General features: G+C 68.9%; 15 protein-coding genes. 10 read left to right on the top strand and 5 right to left on the bottom strand.

What is annotated here, in order from left to right; all coding sequences use genetic code 11:
* Positions 1-22 precede the first annotated feature (22 nt).
* The 7 genes from ABJI51_RS04210 (at position 23) to ABJI51_RS04180 (ending at position 7,117) form a co-directional block, all read left to right on the top strand.
* Positions 23-625, top strand: a complete 603-nt coding sequence (locus tag ABJI51_RS04210; protein WP_348947584.1) for a TetR/AcrR family transcriptional regulator — start codon at positions 23-25, stop codon at positions 623-625.
* Between the two features lie 209 nt (positions 626-834).
* Positions 835-2,010 (top strand): cytochrome P450, encoded by a 1,176-nt coding sequence (locus tag ABJI51_RS04205; RefSeq protein ID WP_348947583.1) that lies wholly within the window; start codon positions 835-837, stop codon positions 2,008-2,010.
* Between the two features lie 33 nt (positions 2,011-2,043).
* Entirely contained in the window at positions 2,044-2,256 is a 213-nt protein-coding gene (locus tag ABJI51_RS04200) for a ferredoxin (RefSeq protein WP_348947582.1), read from the top strand.
* A 45-nt stretch (positions 2,257-2,301) separates the two neighbouring features.
* A complete protein-coding gene (locus tag ABJI51_RS04195; protein WP_348947581.1) occupies positions 2,302-3,228 on the top strand; it encodes a TIGR03619 family F420-dependent LLM class oxidoreductase in 927 nt (308 codons plus the stop codon).
* A gap of 120 nt (positions 3,229-3,348) precedes the next feature.
* Positions 3,349-4,806, top strand: coding sequence for an APC family permease (locus tag ABJI51_RS04190; RefSeq protein WP_348947580.1), 1,458 nt, complete (start codon positions 3,349-3,351; stop codon positions 4,804-4,806).
* 104 nt (positions 4,807-4,910) lie between these two features.
* Complete coding sequence (locus ABJI51_RS04185; RefSeq protein ID WP_348947579.1) at positions 4,911-6,401, top strand: aldehyde dehydrogenase; 1,491 nt, start codon at positions 4,911-4,913, stop codon at positions 6,399-6,401.
* A complete protein-coding gene (locus ABJI51_RS04180) occupies positions 6,398-7,117 on the top strand; it encodes a gamma-glutamyl-gamma-aminobutyrate hydrolase family protein (RefSeq protein ID WP_348947578.1) in 720 nt (239 codons plus the stop codon). The genes ABJI51_RS04185 and ABJI51_RS04180 overlap by 4 nt, the downstream gene beginning before the upstream one ends.
* 31 nt (positions 7,118-7,148) lie before the next feature.
* Here the strand turns inward: ABJI51_RS04180 and ABJI51_RS04175 are convergent, their stop codons facing one another.
* From ABJI51_RS04175 to ABJI51_RS04155, 5 genes are all read right to left on the bottom strand, one after another.
* On the bottom strand, positions 7,149-7,997 hold the full coding sequence (locus ABJI51_RS04175; RefSeq protein ID WP_348947577.1) for a bifunctional methylenetetrahydrofolate dehydrogenase/methenyltetrahydrofolate cyclohydrolase: 849 nt from the start codon (positions 7,995-7,997) through the stop codon (positions 7,149-7,151).
* 26 nt (positions 7,998-8,023) lie between these two features.
* Complete coding sequence (purU, locus tag ABJI51_RS04170) at positions 8,024-8,869, bottom strand: formyltetrahydrofolate deformylase (RefSeq protein WP_348947576.1); 846 nt, start codon at positions 8,867-8,869, stop codon at positions 8,024-8,026.
* Between the two features lie 19 nt (positions 8,870-8,888).
* On the bottom strand, positions 8,889-10,010 hold the full coding sequence (locus tag ABJI51_RS04165) for an aminomethyl transferase family protein (RefSeq protein ID WP_348947575.1): 1,122 nt from the start codon (positions 10,008-10,010) through the stop codon (positions 8,889-8,891).
* A 161-nt stretch (positions 10,011-10,171) separates the two neighbouring features.
* Positions 10,172-10,741, bottom strand: a complete 570-nt coding sequence (locus ABJI51_RS04160) for a MarR family winged helix-turn-helix transcriptional regulator (RefSeq protein WP_348947574.1) — start codon at positions 10,739-10,741, stop codon at positions 10,172-10,174.
* Between the two features lie 1,546 nt (positions 10,742-12,287).
* Entirely contained in the window at positions 12,288-12,875 is a 588-nt protein-coding gene (locus ABJI51_RS04155) for a TetR/AcrR family transcriptional regulator (protein ID WP_348947573.1), read from the bottom strand.
* Positions 12,876-13,001: 126 nt separating this feature from the next.
* Here ABJI51_RS04155 and ABJI51_RS04150 point away from each other — a divergent pair, with 126 nt between their 5' ends.
* From ABJI51_RS04150 to ABJI51_RS04140, 3 genes are all read left to right on the top strand, one after another.
* Positions 13,002-13,883: a crotonase/enoyl-CoA hydratase family protein gene (locus ABJI51_RS04150; protein WP_348947572.1), complete on the top strand. Its 882-nt coding sequence runs from the start codon at positions 13,002-13,004 to the stop codon at positions 13,881-13,883.
* Positions 13,880-15,520 (top strand): class I adenylate-forming enzyme family protein, encoded by a 1,641-nt coding sequence (locus ABJI51_RS04145; RefSeq protein WP_348947571.1) that lies wholly within the window; start codon positions 13,880-13,882, stop codon positions 15,518-15,520. Before ABJI51_RS04150 ends, ABJI51_RS04145 begins: the two co-directional genes overlap by 4 nt.
* Before the next feature lie 144 nt (positions 15,521-15,664).
* On the top strand, positions 15,665-16,570 hold the full coding sequence (locus ABJI51_RS04140) for a helix-turn-helix transcriptional regulator (protein WP_348947570.1): 906 nt from the start codon (positions 15,665-15,667) through the stop codon (positions 16,568-16,570).
* The last annotated feature ends 14 nt before the right edge of the window (positions 16,571-16,584 follow it).

The raw sequence follows: 16,584 nt of genomic DNA, 5'->3' as shown, positions 1-16,584 counted from the left end.
GGCGGGCCGTAGGGTCGCGCTCATGAGCGATTCCTCCGAGAAGCCCCCCACCAAGTCCCGCAAACGCGCGGACTACGGGACCGGACGTGAGGCCCTGCTCAACGCCGCCGTGCGCGTGGTCGCCCGAGGTGGGCTGCGCAAGCTCACCTATCGTGCGGTCGCCGAGGAGGCGGGTGTCCGGCACGGGCTCGTGGTCCACCACTTCGGTTCCCGGGACGCCCTGATCGCGGCCGCCCTCGAACATTCGGTGCGCACGAGTGCGGGTACGAGTTCCCTGGAGCCCGGCACGGGCGACATCGCGGACTTCGCGGCAGGGCTGGCGGACATGGTCACCGGCGAGCCGGAAATGCAGGTGTTCCAGTACGAGCTCATGCTGGAGTCCCGGCGACGGCCCGAGCTGCAGCCGCAGATCCGCGCGCTGTACGACGAGTACTTCGCGGCCACGGAGCGGGAGTTGTCCCGCAGCCTGCCCGAAGGCACCAGCCGGGCCCTGACCCGGCTGGTCTTCGCCGCGCTGGACGGTCTCGTGCTGCACCAGCTGGTCCTCGACGAGCCGGAGGTCACCGAGGCCGCGCTGGCGGAGCTGCGGGCACTGCTGACGCGGCAGTGTGGCGGTCCACAGTAGTCCCGGCCGAGTCATAACAGCAGGTCAGAGCGAGTCCCCGCCGCCCACGCGGCGGGGACTCGCCGGTTTCCGGCGGGGTGAAGAGTCGATTACGTGCGCACGAAGCATTGACTAAATTATCCAGATGGACAATCCTCGGTGGTGCAGGGTCGCCCGCGCCCTTCCCCGCCAGCCCCCTGCGCCTCGCGCCGACACGAGGAGTGCCACGAATGACCGTCACCACCGAGGACCTGCTGCCCTTCCGCGACCCCGGTTTCCGCGCGGACCCGTATCCGTACTACGCGCGGCTGCGGCAGGAGCACCCTGTCTACCGGCACCCGGCAGGCTTGTACGTCGTCTCCCGCTACGAGGACGTCGCCCGGCTGATCCGCAACCCCACCCTGAGCGTGCAGCAGCTCGACTTCGGGCCGGCCGCCCCGATCCACCACACCGTGCTCGGCAAGGACGCCCCCGATCACACACGGCTGCGGCGGATCACCAACCGCTGGTTCACGCCCAAGGCGGTCGAAGGCTGGACCGAGGTGACGCGTGCCTCGGTGGCGGCGGTGCTCGACGAGGTCGAGAACGGCGACGGCACCCTGGACGCGGCCGACGGCCTGTCCCTGAAGTGCACCTTCGAGACCACCTGTCACATCTTCGGCATCGAACCGTCCGAAATGGACACCATCCAGCGCAAGACCTATGAGATCGGACTGAGCCTCGGCCCCGGCGGCAACGACGACGAAGCCGTCGTCACCACGGAAGCCTTCGCCTGGTTCACCGAGCACATTCGCCGGCTCGTGGCCGGCAAACGAGCTCACCCCGGCGAGGGGCTGATCGACGCTTTCATCGCCGCGCAGGACGAGGGCAGGATGACCGAGGACGAAGTCGTCTACACCATCTTCCTGTTCTTCGCCGTGGGCCACCTCGACGTCAAGCACCTGATCAACCACGGCCTCTGGCTGATGACGCAGCAGCCCGGACTGTTCGCCGTCTACCGGGACGAGCCCGCGGCCCGCCCGGGCATCATCAACGAGATCCTGCGGATCGACACGCCCGAGTCGATGGTGGTGCGGCTGACCACACAGGACACCGTCGTCGGCGACCGGACCGTGCCGGCCGGAGAGGCGCTGGCCCTGCTGATCGCCTCCGCCAACCGCGACCCCGAGGTGTTCGCCGACCCCGACACGTTCGACCACACGCGGCCCGTCGCCGCCAGCCAGCACCTGGCTTTCGGTTCCGGCATGCACGGCTGTGCCGGCCAGGTGCTGGCCCGCGCCGAGGCCGATGTCGTCTTCAGCTCGATCGTCAACCGGTTCTCCGGGATCGAGTTGGCGGGTGAGCCCGCCTACGCGCACACCGAGTTCCTCCGCACGATCACCCACCTCCCTCTCCGTTTCCGCTGATTCCCCGATCCACTTCGGACTCAAGGAGCCCTCATGAAGGTAGAAGTCGACCTCGAGAAGTGCCAGGACCACGGCCAGTGCGTGTACGCGGCACCCGGCCTGTTCGCGCTGAACGAGCAGGGCCGCCTGTCCCTGCGGTCTCGGGCGGCCGCCGTCTACGTGGCCGACGTCGCGGAGGAAAACGCCGAGGAGCTGCACGAGGCCGCCGACATCTGTCCACTGCAGGCGATCACGGTGCACGAGTAGCCGGGAAGAAGGACATCGACCGTGCCCGTACCCAGGCTTCCCCGCATGCTGCTCGTCCTGAGCGAGAACTGGACACTGACCGGTGGCCGGGCGGACCTCCCCGCCGCCGTACGGTGGGCCCGTGAGGCCGAGGACGCCGGCTTCGACGCGATCATGGTCAGCGAACACGTCGTGCTCGGACCGGACTCCGGCGCCGCCGGTGTCATGGGAAATCCCCGCGACTACGCACTTCCGGGCAACCAGGACCCGGGCACTCCCTGGCCGAACTCCCTGCTCCTGCTGGCTTCCATCGCGTCCGTCACCTCGCGCCTCCGGCTGGCCGCCGCGGCTGTCGTGGCACCGCTGCGCCATCCCCTGCTGCTCGCCCGCGAGCTCGGCACCCTGGATCTGCTCAGCGAGGGCCGTCTCGTGGTGCAACCCACGGTGAGCTGGAGCAGGGACGAGTACGCGGCCCTGGGGGTGCCGTTCGGCAGACGCGGACGGCTGCTGGACGAGCACCTCGAGGTCTGGGCGAAGGCATGGGGACCGTCGCCGATTTCCCATGACGGTGAGCACTATCCCTTCCGCGACGTCTACTTCGAACCCAAGGCGTACCGCCCTGACGGCCCACGGCTGTGGTTCGGCGGCCAGGACCTGCACGGACCGCTGCTGCAGCGGCTCGTGCGCTACGGCCACGGCTTCCATCCGCTCGGCCGCCCCGCACCCGAGGACGTGCGGAAGCTCGGCAACGCCATGACCGAAGCCGGGCGCGACCTCGCCGACCTGGAACTGATCGGCGGCACCCAGGCCACCTTCCCCGACGACCGCTCCCCGGCCGACCTCGGCGCCGCCCTCGCCTCCATTCCCGAGCAGCTGGAGCTCGGCTTCACCACCTTCTGCATCAAGCCGAACCAGTTCATCGACGACCCCGGCGGCATCGGAGCCTTCTGCCGGAACGTCATGGGGCGCGTGGAGAAGATGACCGCGCCGTAGTCCGCCGCCGCAAGAGGATCTTCCCGCAGCCTCTTGCCAAACGGATGGCTCTCGCTCACCATGGGACAACTCGTTTGGCTCGAAACAACTCCGCCCCTTCCCGTCCGGCAGGTGATGCAAGTGGACAGTCAAACCACGCTTTCCCCGCAAACAACTGATGGCGCAGCCGAACCAGGCAGGCTCAAGCCCGACTCCCTCGGCGTTCTGGGCATTCTCTTCTTCGTTCTCTCCGCCCAGGCACCGCTGACGGGTGTCGCGGGCGCCGTTCCCATCGCCGTCGCCATCGGCAGCGGTGCCGGTGTCCCGGCCGCCTACCTTGCGGCCGGCGTGATCATCCTGCTGTTCTCGGTCGGCTTCGTCGCCATGGGCCGCCACGTCGTCGACGCCGGGGCCTTCTACACCTACATCGGCAAGGGGCTCGGCCGGCCGGCCGGTTCCGGCAGTGCCGGGATCGCCCTCTTCGCCTACTGTGCCGTCCAGGCCGCCATGTACGGGTTGTACGGCGCCACGCTGAGCGGCCTGGTCGAGCACTACTCGGGTGTTCAGGTGGCGTGGTGGGTCTGGGCACTGGCCACCATGGTGCTCGTGCAGATCCTCGGCGCCCTGGGCATCGAGATGGGCGCCAAGATCCTCGCCGTCTTCGTGCTGGCGGAGTTCAGCATCCTGCTGGTGTTCGCCCTCGTGACCTTGTTCAAGGGCGGCGGACCCGAAGGACTCGGCTTCACCGACAGTTTCTCGCCGTCCGCCGCGTTGCAGGGCGCCCCCGGAGTGACGCTGATGTTCGCCGTGGCGTCGATGTTCGGCTTCGAAGCCACCGCCATCTACGGCGAAGAAGCCCGCGAACCCCGCAAGACCGTTCCCCGGGCCACCTACCTGTCGGTCGCGGTGATCACGGGCTTCTTCGCCTTCACCTCGTGGATGCTTGTTTCGGCGCACGGGGCGTCCCGGGCGACGGGAGATGCGGGCACCGCGCTGCAGAGCGGCGCTGCCACGAACTTCGTCTTCGACCCGATCATCGCCCTGTTCGGCGGCTGGGCGGGCGACGTGCTGCCGATCCTGCTGGCCACCTCGCTCTTCGCGGGCATCCTGGCCTTCCACAATTCGGCCAACCGCTACCTGTTCTCCCTCGGCCGCGGCGGCCTGCTGCCCTCCAGGCTGGCCGTCCTCAACCGGCGCCATTCGCCTTGGCTGGCAGGGACCGTGCAGACCGTGCTCGCCGTGCTGCTGGTGATGCCGTTCGCCGTGCTCGGCAAGGACCCGGTGCTGACCCTCTTCTCCTGGTTCAGCGGGGTCGCCGTGCTCGGCATCATGTTGCTGTACTTCCTGACCTCGGTTTCGGTCGTCGTGTTCTTCCGCCGCTCGCGCGCCGACACCCGCCCCTGGAACACGGTGATCGCCCCTGTCCTGGGCGCGCTCGGCATCGCGGGTGCCATCTGGCTCATCATCGCCAACTTCACGACGCTCATCGGCGGAGACGTGACAACCGCTGTCTGGCTCGAGATCAGCGTTCCGGTGGTGCTGGTCCTCGGCATCGTCGCTGCCCGGCTGACCCGGTCACGGGTGGAACCCGCCGGCTGATCAGCGTGCCCCTGACCCGATACGGCCGGAACCATCCCCTCCGGCCGTATCGGGCTGTCACCGAAGGAGCATGAATCGTTGTCGTTGAACGAGATGGAGAGTCCGTGCTGAACGCCACTCACGAGGAACTGCTGCGCCGCGCCAAGGAACTCGACCTGCCCACGCAGCACCACATCGACGGCCGGAGCGAAGCCGGTGACGGTGCCTCGTTCGCCGTGATCTCCCCGCGCGACGGACAGACCCTGGTGCGGGTCGCCGACGCGCGGGAGGCGGAGGTCGATCTCGCCGTCGCGTCGGCGCGCCGCGCCTTCGACACCGGCCCGTGGCCGCACCTGGCGCCCGCCGAGCGTGGCCGGATCCTCCTGCGGATCGCCGATCTGCTCGAGGAACGGCGTGAAGAACTGGCGCTGACCGTAAGCCTGGAGATGGGTAAACCGATCACGGACGCGTACGCCATCGAGCTGCGTGCCGCGATCACGACCTTCCGCTGGTACGGGCAGCTTGCCGACAAGCTCACGGACGAGTCTCCCCACACGGCACCGGATTCGCTGGCCCTGATCACCCGGGAACCGACCGGTGTCGTCGGGGCTGTCGTGCCGTGGAACTTCCCGCTCACGCTGGCGAGCTGGAAAATTGCTCCCGCGCTCGCTGCCGGCTGCACGGTCGTGCTGAAGCCGTCGGAATCGTCTCCGCTGTCCGCCCTCCTGCTCGGCCGCGTAGCCACCGATGCGGGACTGCCACCGGGAGTCCTCAACGTCGTGACCGGGGACGGCCCGGTGGCAGGCAGGGCGCTCGGCCGTCACCCCGGCGTCGATGTCCTGGCGTTCACCGGATCCACCGCTGTCGGCCGGCACTTCCTGCGCTACGCCGCGGACTCCAACCTCAAGCGCGTCTGGCTCGAACTCGGCGGGAAGTCACCGAACATCGTGCTGCCCGACGCACCGGACCTGGAGAAGGCCGCGGCGACCGCGGCCTGGGGAATCTTCTTCAACCAAGGGGAGATGTGCACGGCACCCTCCCGGCTGCTGATCCACTCCTCCATCGCCGAACAGGTCACCGAGGCCGTCGTGGCCCGGGCGCGCGAGCTGCGGGTGGGCGACCCGCTCGATCCGGCCACCGAGATGGGCGCGCTGGTCGGCGACAGCCACCTCGGCAAGGTCCTGGAGCACGTCACCACCGGCCTGGACGAGGGTGCCCGCCTGCGCGTGGGCGGAGGCCGGACGCTGACCGACACCGGCGGCAGCTACCTGCGGCCCGCCGTGTTCGACCGGGTCGACCCCGGCATGCGGCTGGCCCGCGAAGAAATCTTCGGCCCCGTCCTGTCCGTGCTCACCTTCGACGACCTCGACGAGGCGGTCCGGCTCGCCAACGCCACCGAATACGGCCTCGCCGCCGGCCTGTGGACCTCCGACCTCTCCACCGCCCACAAGGTCTCGCGCGCGCTCAAGGCCGGGACTGTATGGGTCAACTGTTACGAGGAAGGCGACCTGACCGTCCCCTTCGGAGGCATGAAGCAGTCCGGCAACGGCCGCGACAAGTCCGCGCACGCGATCGAGAAGTACACCGAACTGAAAACCACCTGGATCCAGCTGTGAGTACGCCTAAGCGGCCCCTCATTGCCATTCCGGCCCGGTTCGCCGCCACCACGTCAGCACTCCGCTACGCCGCCGAGGTGAACGCCCGCGCGCTGGTCGAAGCCGTGTGGCGGGCAGGAGGCGAACCGGTGAGCATCCACCCGGCCGACCCGGCCACAGCCGACGTGGCCGAGCGGCTCGCCCGCTTCGACGGCCTGTTGCTGCCGGGTGGCGGAGACCTGGCCCCGCACCGCTACGGAGCCGCCGAAACCCACGACAGCGTCTACGATGTCGACGACCTCCAGGACGTGTTCGACCTCGAGGTCGCCCGGCGGGCCCTCGACTCGGGTATGCCCACGCTCGCGATCTGCCGTGGGCTCCAGGTGGTCAACGTCGCTCTAGGCGGCAGCCTGGAACAGGACATGGGCGGCGCGGACCACCGGCACGTCGTGCACCCGGTCGCGATCCAGCGCGGCACTCTGCTCGAACGGGCCACCTGCGCCGAGAAAGCGGAGGTTTCCTGCTACCACCATCAGCGGGTCGACCGCATCGGTCCCGGGCTCGAGCCCACGGCGCGGGCCGCCGACGGCACGGTGGAAGGACTCGAACTGCCCGGACGCCCCGCGTGGTTCACGGCGGTGCAATGGCATCCCGAAGACACCGCGCACCAGGACCCGGCCCAGCAAAGGCTTTTCAACGCGCTCGTCGAGTCCGCTCGCGATACGCATCGACGCTGAAACCGCGGGCCGGTACCACCGGCCCGCGGTTTCAGCCGCGTTCGGCGGCCTCGACGATGTTGGTCAGCAACATGGCCCGGGTCATCGGTCCCACGCCGCCGACCGGGGGTGCGAGCGAACCGGCGACCTGCTCGACGTCCGGGTGGACGTCGCCGAGGATGCCCTCGACGGTCCGGGTGATGCCGACGGACAGGACCGTGGCGCCCGGTTTGATCCAGTCGGGCCGCACGAGATGGGCCACCCCGGCGGCGGCCACGACCACGTCGGCGACGCGGGCGTGGGCCGCGGTGTCCTGGGTGGCCTCATGGCACAGGGTCACCGTGGCGTGCTCGGATTTCCGGGTCAGCATCAGGCCCAGCGGCCTGCCCACCGTGATTCCGCAGCCGATAACGCAGAACTGCCGCCCGGTGATGGGCACGTGATGGCGCCGCAGGAGTTCGATGATGCCGCGCGGGGTGCAGGGCAACGCACCCGGAATGCCCAGCACAAGCCGTCCGAGGTTGGCCGGGTGGAGCCCGTCGGCGTCCTTGGCCGGATCGATGAGCTGCAGCACGGCATGCGTGTCGATGTGGGCGGGCAACGGCAACTGGACGATGAAGCCGGTGCAGGCGGGGTCGGCGTTGAGCCGGAGGACGGCGGCTTCGACGTCGGCCTGGGTGGCGTCGGCGGGGAGGTGCACCCGGATCGACGCGATGCCGACCTGGGCGCAGTCACGGTGCTTGCCGCCCACGTAGGAGTGGCTGGCCGGATCGTCGCCGACCAGGATGGTGCCCAGGCCCGGGGTGACACCCCGGCCCTTCAAGATCGTGACGCGGCCAGCGAGTTCCCGTTTGATTTCGGCTGCCGCGGCTTTCCCGTCGAGCAGCGTCGCGGTGGTCATGGCGGAGGAACCTCTCGGTACGGTCGTCAAGAGAAGACGACGGTGCGGGAGCCGGTGAGAACAACGCGGTCCTCCGCGTGCAGCCGGACCGCCCGGGCCAGCACGACCCGCTCGACGTCCCGGCCGATCGCGACCAGTTCGGGCGCGGTGTGGCGGTGCCCGACGCGGACGACGTCCTGCTCGATGATCGGGCCTTCGTCCAGATCGGCGGTGACGAAGTGCGCGGTGGCGCCGATGAGCTTGACGCCCCGGTCGTGGGCCTGGTGGTAGGGCTTGGCGCCCTTGAAGCCCGGCAGGAACGAGTGGTGGATGTTGATGATCCGGCCGGACAGCTTGCCGCACAGATCGTCGGAGAGGACCTGCATGTAGCGGGCGAGCACCACGAAGTCCACCTGGTGCTCGGCCACCAGCTGCAGCAGCTCGGCCTCCGCCCCGGGCTTGGTCTCGCGGGTGACGGGGAGGTGGACGAACGGGATGCCGTACCGCTTCGCGACCGGCGCCAGGTCGAGGTGGTTGGAGACGATCAGCGGGATGTCGACGGGCAGCTCGCCCAGCTCCCAGCGGTAGAGCAGGTCGACGAGGCAGTGGTCGAACTTCGACACCATCAGCAGCACGCGGCGGCGCCGCTCCTCGGGCCGGACGGTCAGCACCGGGTCGAACCGGGCCAGCCGCAGCGTGAGCTCGTCCCGCAGGCTCTCGGCGCCGGCCTCGGGGATCTCCAGGCACACCCTGATGGTGAAGGTGCCGGTGACGGGATCGGAGAACTGGGCGCTCTCCAGGATGTTGCCCTTGGCCTCCGCGACGCCGGCGGCGAGCGCGTAGACGATGCCCGGCTGATCGGGGCAGCGGAGCGTGAGGATAAAGCGTTGCACGGTAAGGGTTCTCCGTCGGTCAGGCCCGGACACGGGCGCGCTCGGGGTCGTACACGGGCGTGGGCCGGACCGTGGCGTCGGCCTTGGAGCCGTCGGCGGTGACGGCGGTCAGCGCGGTGCCGGACCGCACGGCGTCGCGGTGGACGCGGGCGAGGCCGAGAGTGGCGCCATCGAGGGCGGGCGAGGACACCGCCATCGTCACGTAGCCGATGTCCCGGCCGTCCAGCTCCAGCCGGGCACCCTCGGCAGCCTCCGGCGTGGCCTCCACGACGACGCTGACGACGCGGCCGGTCGCACTGTCCTTTTTGGCCAGTAGCGCGTCCCGGCCCTGGAAGGGGCCATTGTCGAAGTCCAGCGCCCAGGCCATCCGGCACTCGAACGGGGTGACCGTGCGGTCGTACTCCAGCTCCCCCATGATCATTCCCGCTTCGGTGCGGCAGGTCAGCAGGGCCATCGCGCCGAAGGCCCTGATCCCCAGGTCCGCGCCGGCCTCGAAAACCGCGTCCCACAGCGCGAGCGCCTGCCCCCGCTGGACCTGGACCTCGTAGCCGAGCTCGGCGGTGAACCCGAGGCGGCTCACCTGTGCGGAGATGCCCGCGACGGGGATTTCGGGGAGGAAGGTGTAGTAGGGGAACGCGGCGTTGGACACCTCGACCTCGGTGAGGCGCTGCAGGACGTCGCGGCTGCGCGGGCCCTGCAGGGTCAGGACGGCGAACTCCTCGCGGCGTTCGGTGACCGTGGTTCCGGAGGGCGCGTAGGCGGCCAGGGACTCCTGGGTAGCCGGGTTGCCGCCGGTGACGACGACGTGATCGGCCGCGCGGACGGCCACGGTCACGTCGTCCAGCATCATCCCGTCGGCGTCGACCACCACCCCGTAGGCGATGCGGCCCGCGGCCAGTCCTTTGACGCTGCGCGAGAAGACGGCATCGACGGTGGCGACCGCGTCCGGTCCCTCGATATGCCACTTGTAGAGCATCGAGTACTCGGAGGCCCCGACGGCGGTGCGGATCGAGTTGTACTCCTCGACCGGATCACCGATGGCCAGCGGCACGGCGTTGCCGTAGACGTCGATCCACTCCTGCACCCGATCCGCGTAGCGAGGAGCGAACGGGGTGGTGCTCAGTCCGACGGGGACGGCCATGGGGGCTCCAGTGGGTCGAGGGGACATGCACTGGAGCTAGAATCTGTCCATCTGGACAATTTGTCAAGGACAGCTCGAAACCAGCCAGCGACCTGGTCATGGCCAAAGCCGGAGTCCTCCCGGGGCGCCGGCCCGGGCGTGATCCACGGAGCTGCCGAGGCTCAGGCCTTCCGGCGGCCGCTGCTGCGTGGCGCGAGGGTGGCGTCGCCCAGCACGTCCTGACGGCGCTCCTCGCCGTTCTGTTCGACCTGCAGCACCACCCGCCGGAGCCCGTCGGCCACAGCCCGGCAATCCGCGTCGCTCAGCTTGTCGGTGACGAAGGATTCCTCCTCGTTGAACGCTGGGAAGAGGCGCTGCATCAGCTTTTCGCCTTCGTCGGTCAGGCTCAGGAGCACCAGCCTCCCGTCCGTGGGATGGCTTGCCCGTTGCACAAGCCCCCGTTTTTCGAGCGTGCGGACAACGCCAGTGAGCGTCCCCTTGGAAATCCCGGCTTCTTCGGCCACGTGCCGTGTCTCCGACTCGCCCCAGATCCAGACAACCCAGAGCACCACGAAGGCCGTCCAGGACAGATCGACTCCCCGCAACACGGAGTTCTCCAGGTGCTGCCGCACCGTCGAGGCGGCGCGATAGATGTTGGCGACGACGGCCATCCGGTCGCGCCTGATGGGGCTACCGCCGAGCTTGGCTTCGGCCAGCTTCTCGGCTTCGGTGATGGATCGTTGGCCGGGCACCGGCACACTCCTTCGTGCTCGTTGCATCCACAGGAACCAGCCTTCTGGTTTGGACCCAAATCATACGTCGCTCACTCGCAGCGAGATCACCAGCACCGCGCCCCTGGCGTTCCGCTGTAGACCCACCTACAGGACAGCATCGTCGACCACGCGGTGTGGCTGCCGATGGGCGACACGCCCACTCTCGCCGGCGACGAAGCCCTGATCGCTGCACTGCACACTGCGATGCGCTGGAACCGTGGCGAACTCCCCGACCACCTCGGGATCACTTAGACCGCGTCGCATTTTGGCTGGTTGCGGGTGAGCTGCCCGCGCACACGATCTGGCGATCGGCACCGGGAGCCATTTACAGGCGCGAACCCAGGACCGTCGACTTGGACCCACACGGGCCGTTCAGAATTACCTCGCCTGGGCATGGGCCCGCCTGGCTGGCTCTCCTGGCGATCTTGCCGGCAGCGCTCCTGGCCGATCAAGGCGATCACAGCGACCGGCACGCCGTGCAACGATGGAATCCGCCCGACAGTGGGTGGTCTCGGAGCAACTCGCGCATCCACCACTCGTCACCGACGAGGTATTCCTAGAGGTGCAGGGCCTCCGCACCGCGCGACCGAGCAAGGACGGCACAGCTCGCAGTTACGCCTTCGCTGGCCAACTGGTCTGTGGCCTATGTCGAAGGCGGATGGACTCGCACTGGGCACACGGCGGCCCCGGTTACCGGTGCCGACATGGCCACACCAGCGCCCAGTGTCGCCCGCCTGGCCTGGGCCGCAGCATCTACATCCGAGAGGACGTTCTTGTCGACAGACTTCGCTGCTGCCTGGAACGTGCGCCGCACATCGGTCGCGCCGAACTCGCGAGGATCCTTCACACGAGAGGCCAGTCGATCATCTACGATCACGGCGGCCTCCGCCTTGAACCGGCCGCGTCGTGGGGTTATTGAGTGTCCAAGGGGGACCGAGTTGATCTATAACCCCAACCTGAAGTTCGCCACCGACCTGCTGCTCGAGTGACGACGGCCCGGTTCGCGAACGACGCGGACGGTCGCCGATCGCTTCATAAGACCCGAGCGGAACACGGGAAATCTTCCGTGTCTGCGTGCTCAAAGGGGGACTTGAACCCCCATACGTGGGATATCTCCCGTGTTTGGGGAGATCATGCGCTCACTGTAGCGCAGAGTGACCGCCCCCACCGACCGGCCCGCCGCCACCCGCGCCCGATGGGTCGCCCTGGTCCTGTCCGGCCTGACCACCAGTACCCGGAGCCTCGAGAGCTGAACGAGTCCGTCGGCCGCTCGAACCAACACTTCCGGCACGAGAAGTTCTACACGTGGGTCGACCTCAGTCGATCCAGCTGGGATGTTTGCATTCGCTCATACCCTGATTCGGAATCAATCGACGCCGATTGTCGCCATTATGGAGCATAAATGCTCCCTCGTTCGTGATCATCGAGCGGCGAAGGCGGCTGGTTGGTTGCCCCGGTCGTGGTGATTTCGAAGCCCGCTAGACCCTTGGCTCTGCGATCGGGAAGCCGATCGGCCGGCAAGCCGTCAGTGCTGCTCCCGATCGAAGCGGGCGAGCCACTGTTCGATGACCGCGACGGCGAGGGCGTCATCCTGGCGCATGAGCCGCACCAGCTCGAGGCCGCGCAGCATGGCCAGAAGGGATTCGAACTCGACGCGCGCGGTCTGCGGGTCGTCGATTCGTGCCGCCTGGTCGAACACCTCGCGGAGCGCCCGGCCGAGGCGGCGTTCGGCCGGGAGCAATGCCGCGCGTAGCTCGTGGTCGGTCCGGGACGCCGTCCACAGCTCCATCGCGGCCTGGAACGCCGGGCCGGACAGCGCTTCGTGGATGGCGAACGCGATCTTGCGCAGCGCGTCCGGCCCATCCCCGGCCAGGTTCGCGACCGCCCGGATGTTCTCGATCCGGAGGTCGGCGATGTGGTGGACAGCGGCGGCGAAGAGCTCCGCCTTGGAGCCGAAATGGTGCAGCAAAGCACCGCGGGAGACGCCGACCCGTTCTTGGATCCGCTGGGTCGTCGTGCCGGCGTAGCCGTGCTCGACCAGCGCCATCATGGCCCCGTCGAGCAGGCGCTCTCGCGTCTGTTCTCGTTGCTCCCGGCGAGTCAGTGCCACCATCCGACGGAGTGTAGCCACCCGAGCTCGGACCTCAAGGCTCATTGACAGTCTAGACGGACTGTGAAATTGTCCCGAGCGTTGTCGCCGGTGGTCACGGCGGTCCGAGAGCGGCAAGGGAGCAGCCTCATGACCCTCAGCACGAACACAATCAGCTACGAGGTCCGCGACCACCGCGCCTACCTCACCCTGGACCGCCCGGACCGGCTCAACGCGATCACCGCGGAGATGGGCCGCGAAATCGCCGCCGCCGTGGCCGCCGCGAACGACGACGACCGGGTGCGCGTCATCGTCGTCCAGGGCGCCGGACGCGCGTTCAGCGCCGGCTACGACCTCAAGCTCTACGCCGAGGAAGGCGAAGACCTGCAGCCCGAAGTCTGGGACCCCATCAAGGACTTCCGGATGATGAAGGCGAACACCGACAACTTCTTCTCCCTGTGGCGCTCCCCCAAGCCGACCATCGCGAAGGTGCGTGGCTACGCCGTGGCCGGCGGCAGCGACATCGCGCTGTCGTGCGATCTGGTGGTGATGGCCGAAGACGCCCGCATCGGCTACATGCCGGCCCGGGTCTGGGGCTGCCCGACGACCGCGATGTGGGTCTACCGGCTGGGCGCCGAACGGGCCAAGCGCATGCTGCTTACCGGGGACACCATCACCGGGCAGCAGGCCAAGGAGTGGGGTCTCGTCATCGATGCCGTTCCCGAGGCAGACCTGGACGCGGCGGTCGAGAAACTCGCCGAGCGGATGGCCGGGGTTCCGACGAACCAGCTGATCATGCAGAAGATGATGATCAACCAGGCCTACGACAACATGGGCCTGCAGACGACGCAGAACCTCGCGGTCCTCTTCGACGGGATCACCCGGCACTCCCCGGAGGGCCGGTGGTTCGCCGAGTTCGCCCGGCAGCACGGGTTCGGCGCCGCGGTCCGCTGGCGCGATCAGGGCCGGTTCATTCCCGACGGCGGTGGCCCGATCCCGGCGGCAGAGGACCTCGTCGGCGGGGAGGCGTGAGCGTCGCCATGCCCGAGGAACCGCCGGTCGCACCGACCCGATCCCACTACCCCGCCGACGCCACCCGCCCGGTGCTCGACCTGTCCGTCGGCCGGCTTCTCCGCCAGGCCGCCGGCGAAGCCCCACAGCGAACGGCGCTCATCTGGATCGCCCCCGACCACGAGCCACGGACGTGGACCTACGCGGCACTGCTGGCCGACGCCGAACACGCCGCCGCGTGGCTTCTCCGGCGCTTTCGGCCCGGTGACCACATCGCCGTCTGGGCGCCCAACACGCCGGAGTGGCTGATCCTGCAATACGGCGTGGCACTCGCCGGCATGGTGCTGGTCACCACGAACCCGGCACTGCGCGAGCGTGAACTGACCTACGCGCTGTGCCGATCGAATTCTGTCGCTGTTGCCTACGCCGAAGAGTTCCGCGGCACCGACATGGCCGGCCTGCTCGGCCAGGTGCTGACCGACCTCCCGGAGATCACCGCGATCCCGTTCAGCACCTGGCTCGCGGAAATCCGTGACACCGACGTCCCGACCGCGACTTTCCCCGAGGTCGCCCCGGAGTCCCCGACACAGATCCAGTTCACCTCCGGCACCACCGGATTCCCCAAGGCCGCGATCCTGGGCCACCGCGCCATGATCACGAACGCCGACTACGTCCGCGCCCGGTGCGACTCGCCCGCCGGAGCCGTGTGGATCAGCGCGATGCCGCTGTTCCACACGGCCGGCTGCGGCATGGCCGGGCTGGGCAACCTCGTCCAGCGGGGGACGCTCGTGCTGGCCCAGCTTTTCCAGCCGGCCCTGGTCCTGGCCGCGATCGACACCTTCGAGGGTGACGTCCTCATCGGCGTCCCCGCCATGCTCAAGGCGTTGCTCGCGCACCCGGACGTGGCCACGTACGACTTGTCGTCGCTGCAGGTGATCGTCTCCGGAGGCGATACCGTGCCCGCCGAGCTCGTCGAACGCTGCGAAGACACCTTCTCCGCGAGCTTCAGCACCGTCTACGGGCAAACCGAACTGAGTCCCATCGTCACCCAGACCAGCCCGCACGACACCGAACGAGACAACCGGCACACCGCCGGAAAGCCGCTGTGGAACGTCGAAGTCGCCATTCTCGCCGTGCCGGACGGCACGGTCGTTCCCGTCGGGACAGAGGGCGAGATCTGCGCCAGGGGCTACCAGACGATGATCGGCTACCTCGACATGCCCGAGGAAACCGCGGCGACGATCGACGCCGACGGCTGGCTGCACACCGGCGACCTCGGCTCGATGGACGAGCGCGGCTACGTCACGGTGACCGGCCGCCTCAAAGACCTGATCATCCGCGGCGGGGAGAACATCTACCCCCGCGAGATCGAACAGGTGCTGCTGCGGCACCCGGACGTCGGCAACGCGGCGGTCATCGGGATCCCAGACGAAGAATGGGGCGAATCTGTCGCCGCGATCGTCCAGCCCGAACCGACCGGCACTGCGCCGACAGCGCGGAGCTTGCACGACTTCGTCCGCGAGCAGTTGGCCCCGCACAAGACACCCAAATCCTGGTACGTCACCGGCGACCTGCCGACGAACGCGATGGGCAAGCTGCAGAAATTCCGGCTCCGGGACGCGATCATCGCCAACGAGCTCCGGAAGCTCGACGACTGAGCCTCCCCGGGCGACGAGGGCATGCGCCCGCCTCGACGTCAGCTCGCCGACCGCGCACCAATGGCGCGAAGGGGCGCTGACCACTGCCGCGGGTACCACCGGCAGTGGCAGGATCGCCGCCGCTCGCCGGGCGATAATGGCGGCATGCCCACTACCTCCGGTGACCGGCGCGAGGAGCTCAGCGAATTCCTCCGCACCCGCCGAGCCCAGCTCAAGCCGGCCGACGTCGGCCTGCCCGACTACGGCACGCGCCGGCGGGTGCCCGGTCTGCGCCGGGAAGAGCTGGCCCAGGTGGCCGGCGTGTCGATCTCGTACTACACCCACCTCGAACAGGGCAACGCCGCGAACGTGTCGGTGGAGGTCCTGGAAGCCATCGCCACCGCGCTGCGGCTGACCGACACCGAGCGCGCCTACCTCACGCAACTGGTCAAGCCCACCCGGCGCCGCACGGGCAAGCCGGCACCCCGGGCCCAGCAGCTGCGGCCCGCCGTCCAGCAGCTGCTCGACGCGATGACCGACGTGCCCGCCTACGTCAACGGCCTCCGCATGGACATCCTCGGCTGGAACAAGCCCGCCGCCGCGCTCTTCGGCAACTGGGCCGAGCTGCCACCCGAGGAGCGCAACTGGGGGCGGCTGATCTTCCTCTCCCCCGCCACCCGCGACCTCTTCCTCGACTGGGAGCACAAGGCCCGCGCGGTCACCGGCATCCTGCGGCTGCACGCCGGCAACCACCCCGGCGATCCCCAGCTCACCAAGCTGGTCGGCGAGCTGTCGATGCGCAGCGAGGAATTCCGACGGCTCTGGGCGGCCCACGAAGTACAGCGCAAGAGCCACGGCCCGATGCGCCTGCGCCACCCGCTGGTGGGCGAGCTGCAGGTGGCTTACGAATCGTTCCCGCTCCCCGACGACCCGGACCAGACGATGGTCACCTACCACGCCGAACCGGGCTCGAAGTCGGCCGAGGCCCTGCGGCTGCTGACCAGCTGGGGCACCGACGCGACCACCCCGGTGGGCACGAACCCGAAGAGCGAGACGGCCGGCGAACGCTGACCCCCACGGATGAC

The organism is Amycolatopsis melonis, assembly GCF_040064235.1.
Classification (GTDB): domain Bacteria; phylum Actinomycetota; class Actinomycetes; order Mycobacteriales; family Pseudonocardiaceae; genus Amycolatopsis; species Amycolatopsis melonis.
The sequence above is the reverse complement of the archived record's forward strand: the minus strand, read 5'-3'. Positions and strand labels throughout refer to the sequence as shown.